Origin of the sequence: Okeania sp. SIO2B9, assembly GCF_010672505.1 — a bacterium.
GTDB lineage: Bacteria > Cyanobacteriota > Cyanobacteriia > Cyanobacteriales > Microcoleaceae > Okeania > Okeania hirsuta.
Window position 1 is genome coordinate 1 of sequence record NZ_JAAHGK010000350.1, and the last position, 6,176, is coordinate 6,176.

The window sequence follows — 6,176 nt, forward strand, 5'->3', positions numbered from 1 at the left end:
TGCCCACCTTGGTTAGTAACTATAGCGCTAGCCTTTTTCATAATGGGTTCCCAGTCGGGGTCAGTTTTGTTAGTGACTAACACCTCCCCTGGTTGAAATTCAGAAATGTTATGGGTATCCAGAATTACGCGTACCTTACCTTGACCGATCGCCTGACCCACAGAACGACCTGTTAACAATACTTTCCCTTTCTCCTGCAACTGATAACTACGCAGCATATTCTCAGATTTTTGAGATTGCACTGTTTCTGGTCGCGCCTGAACTATATATAAACTATTGGTAATACCATCTTTTGCCCATTCAATATCCATCGGCGTGTAACTACCGCGCACCTGGGAATAATGGTCTTCAATAATTACCGCCCAATGGGCAAGTTGCAGAATTTCATCATCACTCAGAGCAAACTGTTGTTGCTGTCGCTCTGGCACGGGTACGTTTTTAATCGAATTACCGCCATCATAAACCATTTTGATAGCTTTAGTGCCCAGGCGTTTGTTGAGAATAGTATGGAAACCTTCTCGGAGCGTAGGTTTGAATACCAGGTATTCATCGGGGTTAACTGCGCCTTGTACGACATTTTCCCCTAAACCATAAGCTGCTGTAATTAGGGCAGCATTTTTGAATCCAGTTTCGGTATCTATGGAAAACATGACACCAGAGGTAGCAAGGTCGGAACGCACCATTTTTTGAATGCCAACTGAGAGAGCAACATCGAAGTGGTCGAAACCTTTGATAGTGCGGTAGGAGATAGCGCGGTCGGTGAATACTGATGCGAAACATTTATGAGCAGCTTTAAGTACGCTTTCAACCCCGTGAATATTGAGGTAAGTTTCCTGTTGCCCGGCAAAACTGGCATCTGGTAAGTCTTCGGCAGTAGCACTGGAACGTACAGCAACATCTGTATCTTGACCGTAGAGATAACAAAGGGTTTCGTAGCTGAGGGCGATCGCTTTTTCGAGTTCTGCTGGAAAGGGTGTATTCATTATCAATGCTCGTGCTTTTTTACCCCGTTGTTGCAAATTTTTTATATCTTCAACATCAAGGTCGGCAAATAGTTGGCGCAGTTTTGCTTCTAAACCAGCAGATTTGATGAAGTAACGATAGGCATAAGCAGTGGTAGCGAAACCATTAGGAATATTGATATTTTTGGGGGTAAGTTGTTGCATCATTTCTCCTAAAGATGCGTTTTTACCTCCTACTAAAGGAATGTCATTAATACTAACTTCATCAAACCACAACACTAAGCTTTTTTCTTTAGCAGTAAAAGTCTTATTTTGAATTATTAATGTTTTTAGCATTGCTTTAATTTCTCCTAAAGTTAAGCTGTTTCATCGCGGTACAGCTTGGATATAATTTTTTTCACAATTTTATCTTCAAGGCAAATCACTATATTTTTGCCTTTATAGCAGTCGAAGGAAAGTTTAGGACAGAGCAAAAGCTTAAAATTCAGATAACGTAAGATTTTTCTTTATTCCTTCTTCCTTCTGCTATAAAAAAAACTATTTTTGTTAACGACCTATAATCTATATCACATTGATCCCTAACAATTATTTCTTTATTTATATTCTTTTATTATCCATATAGATTATCAAAGGAACTCTATATAAATGATTTATTCCTCTATTTATATATTAATTAAACTCTATGTAGCCGACAACTTTTCTGAGGTATACATCTTAGTTACCAAAAGTAAAAAAATGTTGATAGCAGTAGTGTATAGGTGATTATTAAAAAAAATTAAGCGCTTTAATAATTCTATAGAGGGGGTTTGACTAGGACTCATCTAAGGCAGGCACATTACTGAGATCTATAATTAAGCTTCAATAAAAATCAAATAACGATGGTTAATCCCTTTTTTTAATCCCAACTATAGTTAAGTTAATGTATAGCAGAAGGAAGAAGAAAGAAGCGGTGCGACCCCGCGTCGGCGTCAGACGCAAGGGAATGCGCACCAACAGAGCAAGAGGCAAGAAGGAAAAATATTGCTTTGTCTGAATTTTAAGCTGTCGATCTGTCCTAACCTTTCCTTCGACTGCTATATTAAGTTTGTTTGGCGTTTTTACTTACTTGACATCCTCCCGACGCTGACCTGCACCTGCAGCGCGGGATTCCCATCCATCATTCAAACAGACGCTCGCTGACCAAATGACTCAGGGCGGGTTGACACCTCACTGGAAAATGCTGGCAAAACCAGTAATCACGCTTCCTCCCTGTCCGATAAATAATCGACCAGTGCCCCTCGGCGACTTGATTGAACAGTTACAGTAGTCTTAACCTTGGTTTTTAGTTAAGCAATATTTGTAAGTTAACAGATTATCTGTAAAACCGCTCTTATTGATTGGCATTCATCCCGACGCTCCCCTGCGGGAGAGCGCGGGTCTTCTGCCAACATTTTGATAAAAGGTATTAAATAACCTGTATATATCTGTAAAAATGTTGATTTTAATCTCAAAAATATAGCAACCGCCAGGTTGGTTAGAACAATTAGTGCGAGCATCTTGCTCGCGTTATAAATCATCATAATTACATCATCTTAGGATAATTATAGCAACTGCCAAGGCAGTTAGGAAAAAGAAAAATATAAAATGATTAGACCATCTCATAGAGACGATATAACAATCGCACTTGCTCCGCTAACGCTATGTTTCTCCTTTATTTCTTATATTATGTCCGGATAATTAGTGATGAAAAAACTTATCCTCTTGCTTCAACAGTAAATCTTTCTATTTTCCCCTCCTGGGAGGGGGAGGGGCGAGGGGTGGATACCCTACTCCCCTGCTCCCCATGAGGAAACGGCAAAACGGTGACACCCTATCTCCGCGTCTCCGTGTCTCCCCCTCTCCATGTCCTCAAGAACCCCTACTCCCCTACTCCCCCACTCCCAGATAACTTCTTCAAAAATCTAATTCGCCGCAGCCTCCGCTACATTCGTAATGACTTCCTGGAATATCACCTCATCTTTACGAGGGTCCGCATGGGCAACTTTTACCTCTATGCGATCGCCCACATTGACAGACCGACCAAACCTCATCGCCAACTCTAACCCCAACTCTTCGAGTAACACCAACCCTAAATTAATTTCTTCTTTCAACCACCGAATTATCAACGCTTGCCAAACCTCATCAGAATTACGTCGCAAATATTCCAGTCCCCAGTAACGGTTAGTACATCTTTCCACACTAGAAGCTTCTTTGACAGCAGGAACTAAACTCATTACTATTTCTTGCATCTGGTCTCGACTAAAAGGTAACTCCTCTCCTCGTAAATGAGCTTTAATTTGAAAGTGAGCCAATAGATCGCTATAACGCCGAATCGGAGAAGTAACCTGAACATAAGTTTCTAAGGCCAAACTAGCGTGACGAGCTGGTATAATACCCATTTCACTTTTAGGCATACATCTACGCATCGCACAAGAGCGAACTGGCCCAGCAGGCAATAATATTAGTTCTGCCTCTGGTGGAAGTTCTGGTTGGGGTTGACTGCGATAGGGAAGGGGTATATCATGTTTTTGACCATATTTTGCCCCAACCTCTCCTGCCATAATCATCATCTCTGCCACTAGCTGTCTTGATGGTGAGTCGTCCAATACTTCTACTTTTACTTCCTCACCTTCGACTTTAATCACTGACTCTGGCATATATATACTAATAGAGCCTTGTGACTGTCGCCACTGAAATCTTTGTTTCGCCCACTGATTGAGAACATGAATTTCTGGTTCTAGCTTAATCTGTAACTGTAACATTTCATCTACATCATCATAAGTCAGACGGTAGGTTGGTTTGATTAAGCTAGCGTGAATGCTGTAGTCTACAACTCCTCCACTTTCATCTAAAATAACGCCAAAACTCAAAGCGCTGCAAATTTGTCCCTGAATCAGACTCATTGGCCCTGTGGCCAACTCTGATGGGAACATCGGAATTATACCTGTGGGTAAATATAGTGTAGTAGTTCTTCGCCTTGCGTCTAGGTCTAACTCATCACCAGGAGTAAGTAAGCGAGTTGGGTCGGCAATATGTACCCATATCTTTTGTTGATTGTCTTCTAAAAATTCTATACTGAGGCCATCATCTATTTCTTTGGTGCTTTCATCGTCTATGGTATAGACTTTTAGATGAGTTAAATCCAAACGGTTTGTGTCTGGATCTGGCTGGGGAGATTGCAGGCAGCTTTGAGCCACTTCTAGTACCTTGGTAGAAAAATGTTTTGGGATCTGACTACGTCGCAGAAATAGATTTTCATGTTCGCTCCATATACCTAGATCCATTAATAGTTTAAACGCTGCTTCTGGAGTTTCGGGTAATTCTAAGACTGCCAAGGTATCCATTGCCTGGGTACGATTAGAAGCTTCTTCTCCGTAAGTCGCCAATTTTTCTATTACATCTAGGCGGTTATAATCGCTTGGTTGCCACTCTACCTCTTCTCCTGCTAGTCGGTTACGCACCCGGAGTAAAAAGTTCTCTAGTTCTTGTTGTTTTTGTTTTTGGACTTCCTGCTGATGTTTAATTTCTCCTACTTGAGCTACAGGTCGGGGTTCGTAGCGATCGCCTTTTTGCTTAAAGTAGAGTTTATCGTCTGATAATAATATGTACGCTGCATAACATTGGGCTGGTGTTTGTTCTGAAAATAGCAGTAAGGCCATTTCTTCTGGATTTACTGTTTCTGCTTCTTCTACCAGTAGTTCCCATGCTAATTCTATACTTGAAGGGTCTATATAAGTTTCTACTTCCTGAAGAAATTTGGGAATTTCTGATGATTTGTAACTTTCTCCTGCTACTTCATAACTGATTTGCTTTGGAGGTATGCTGTGAGATTGACCATTTGCTTCCACCACGACCCAGTTTTTTTTACCATCTGGACGTTCTGCTATGGCTAGTCGCCGTTCTCCATGCAATCTAAATTCAATTAATTTTCCCTTCTCCACTTTTCCTTATTTATATATCCCTATAAATTTTCAATTGCCTTGGCTTGGGTTGTGGTTTTTGCTAGTTTAGTTTGAGATTTTTTGACTTTGGTTTTTTTCTTAATATTTAACTTTTTCAGATTTTTCCAAAATCTCAAATCTCAAACACTCTATCTTCAGGTTTCTCTATTAACGTAGGGTAATAAAGCTACTAATCTAGCTCTTTTGATACTTTTCGTTAAATCTCTCTGCTGTTTTGAAGTTAAACCAGTGATTCTTCTTGGCAGAATTTTACCTCTTTCTGTAACATATTTCTTTAGTAGTTCCACATCTTTATAATCGATTGGATCGCCTGGTTTAATTGGTGATACTCTTTTGCGGAAGTAATTCGCCATTGCTAATTATTTGTTAGTTATTTTTGTTTACGTTTACGTTTTAGTTATTTACTGTTTTTAATACTCACTGAATTTTTACTTAATTTCTTTGTGAACTGTATGTTTATTACAGTGAGTACAGAATTTCTTCAATTCTAATCTTGAGGTTGTATTTCTACGGTTTTTAGTTGTTGTATACCTAGACACACCTTGTGAACGTTTATTGGAATTTGTTCTACACTCTGTGCATTCTAGTGTAATAACAATTCTGACTCCTTTAGCCATTTTTCAGTTTCCATGAATGTTAGACACAAATTACTATCTTCTCACATAGCGCTTGGCTTCGTCAACTAGCCACTTTACCTTAATATCTAGGGAGTAACCACGCATTGTCCCTACTACTATTGTCTGAGCTATTCTGTCATGGAAAGCTTGTTGATACCTTTCAATATCTACTAAAGCTACTGTAAAGTCCAAAAATAAAGGCATTATTAGTAGTAAGACAGCAGCATTTCCTGATGTTAAATTACTAATTCCTAACATGGCCAATGCCCCAGATAATGCTAAAATTCCTTCTCGCTTTGATAAATCTAGGATACCTGGATTTCTTTGGTATCTAGTATCTAAAACTTTCATATCTAGAGCATAGTGCCCTATACTCTGACCATAGTTTTTATAGACCACTAGTACTCGTGTTATTATCCAAAGTACCATAAAAAATAAAATAAACGTGAACCAATTATTGCTAATTATGGCACTCAAAAACCAAACTACTAAAGCATCTATACTGAATGCTGCTACGCGACGGGATAGAGGTGCTTTTGGCAATTGGGGTATAATATTATCGCTCATAAGATAGACCTTAATTCTTTTTTGGGTCTGGTTAGGAGAATATGTAACTG

Annotated in this window: 7 protein-coding genes; 1 reads left to right on the forward strand and 6 read right to left on the reverse strand. The window is 39.5% G+C overall.

Features of this window, described 5'->3' with window-relative positions; translation table 11 throughout:
* On the reverse strand, positions 1-1,298 hold a 1,298-nt coding region (ppsA, locus tag F6K13_RS14050), incomplete at its 3' end, for a phosphoenolpyruvate synthase (protein ID WP_287287658.1).
* Positions 1,299-2,145: 847 nt separating this feature from the next.
* On the opposite strand from ppsA, the gene F6K13_RS14055 reads away from it, so the two are divergent.
* Complete coding sequence (locus F6K13_RS14055) at positions 2,146-2,268, forward strand: hypothetical protein (RefSeq protein WP_287287659.1); 123 nt, start codon at positions 2,146-2,148, stop codon at positions 2,266-2,268.
* Between the two features lie 37 nt (positions 2,269-2,305).
* Here the strand turns inward: F6K13_RS14055 and F6K13_RS14060 are convergent, their stop codons facing one another.
* The 5 genes from F6K13_RS14060 to F6K13_RS14080 form a co-directional block, all read right to left on the reverse strand.
* Positions 2,306-2,521 (reverse strand): hypothetical protein, encoded by a 216-nt coding sequence (locus F6K13_RS14060; RefSeq protein ID WP_287287661.1) that lies wholly within the window; start codon positions 2,519-2,521, stop codon positions 2,306-2,308.
* Positions 2,522-2,902: 381 nt separating this feature from the next.
* Entirely contained in the window at positions 2,903-4,921 is a 2,019-nt protein-coding gene (locus F6K13_RS14065) for a ribonuclease catalytic domain-containing protein (RefSeq protein ID WP_287287663.1), read from the reverse strand.
* A gap of 155 nt (positions 4,922-5,076) precedes the next feature.
* Positions 5,077-5,295 carry a 30S ribosomal protein S18 gene (gene rpsR / locus F6K13_RS14070; RefSeq protein WP_124147575.1) on the reverse strand — a complete coding sequence of 73 codons (219 nt, stop codon included), beginning with the start codon at positions 5,293-5,295 and terminating at the stop codon, positions 5,077-5,079.
* A gap of 75 nt (positions 5,296-5,370) precedes the next feature.
* Positions 5,371-5,559, reverse strand: a complete 189-nt coding sequence (gene rpmG / locus F6K13_RS14075) for a 50S ribosomal protein L33 (RefSeq protein ID WP_124147576.1) — start codon at positions 5,557-5,559, stop codon at positions 5,371-5,373.
* Between the two features lie 33 nt (positions 5,560-5,592).
* The coding region (locus tag F6K13_RS14080; RefSeq protein WP_287287665.1) for an RDD family protein at positions 5,593-6,176 on the reverse strand (584 nt) is incomplete at its 5' end.

Coding starts and splice junctions, on each gene's coding strand:
- F6K13_RS14055 (WP_287287659.1), top strand. CDS start 2,146: ATGACTCAGGGCGGGTTGACACCTCACTGGAAAATGCTGGCAAAACCA.
- F6K13_RS14060 (WP_287287661.1), bottom strand. CDS start 2,521: ATGATGATTTATAACGCGAGCAAGATGCTCGCACTAATTGTTCTAACC.
- rpsR (WP_124147575.1), bottom strand. CDS start 5,295: ATGGCGAATTACTTCCGCAAAAGAGTATCACCAATTAAACCAGGCGAT.
- rpmG (WP_124147576.1), bottom strand. CDS start 5,559: ATGGCTAAAGGAGTCAGAATTGTTATTACACTAGAATGCACAGAGTGT.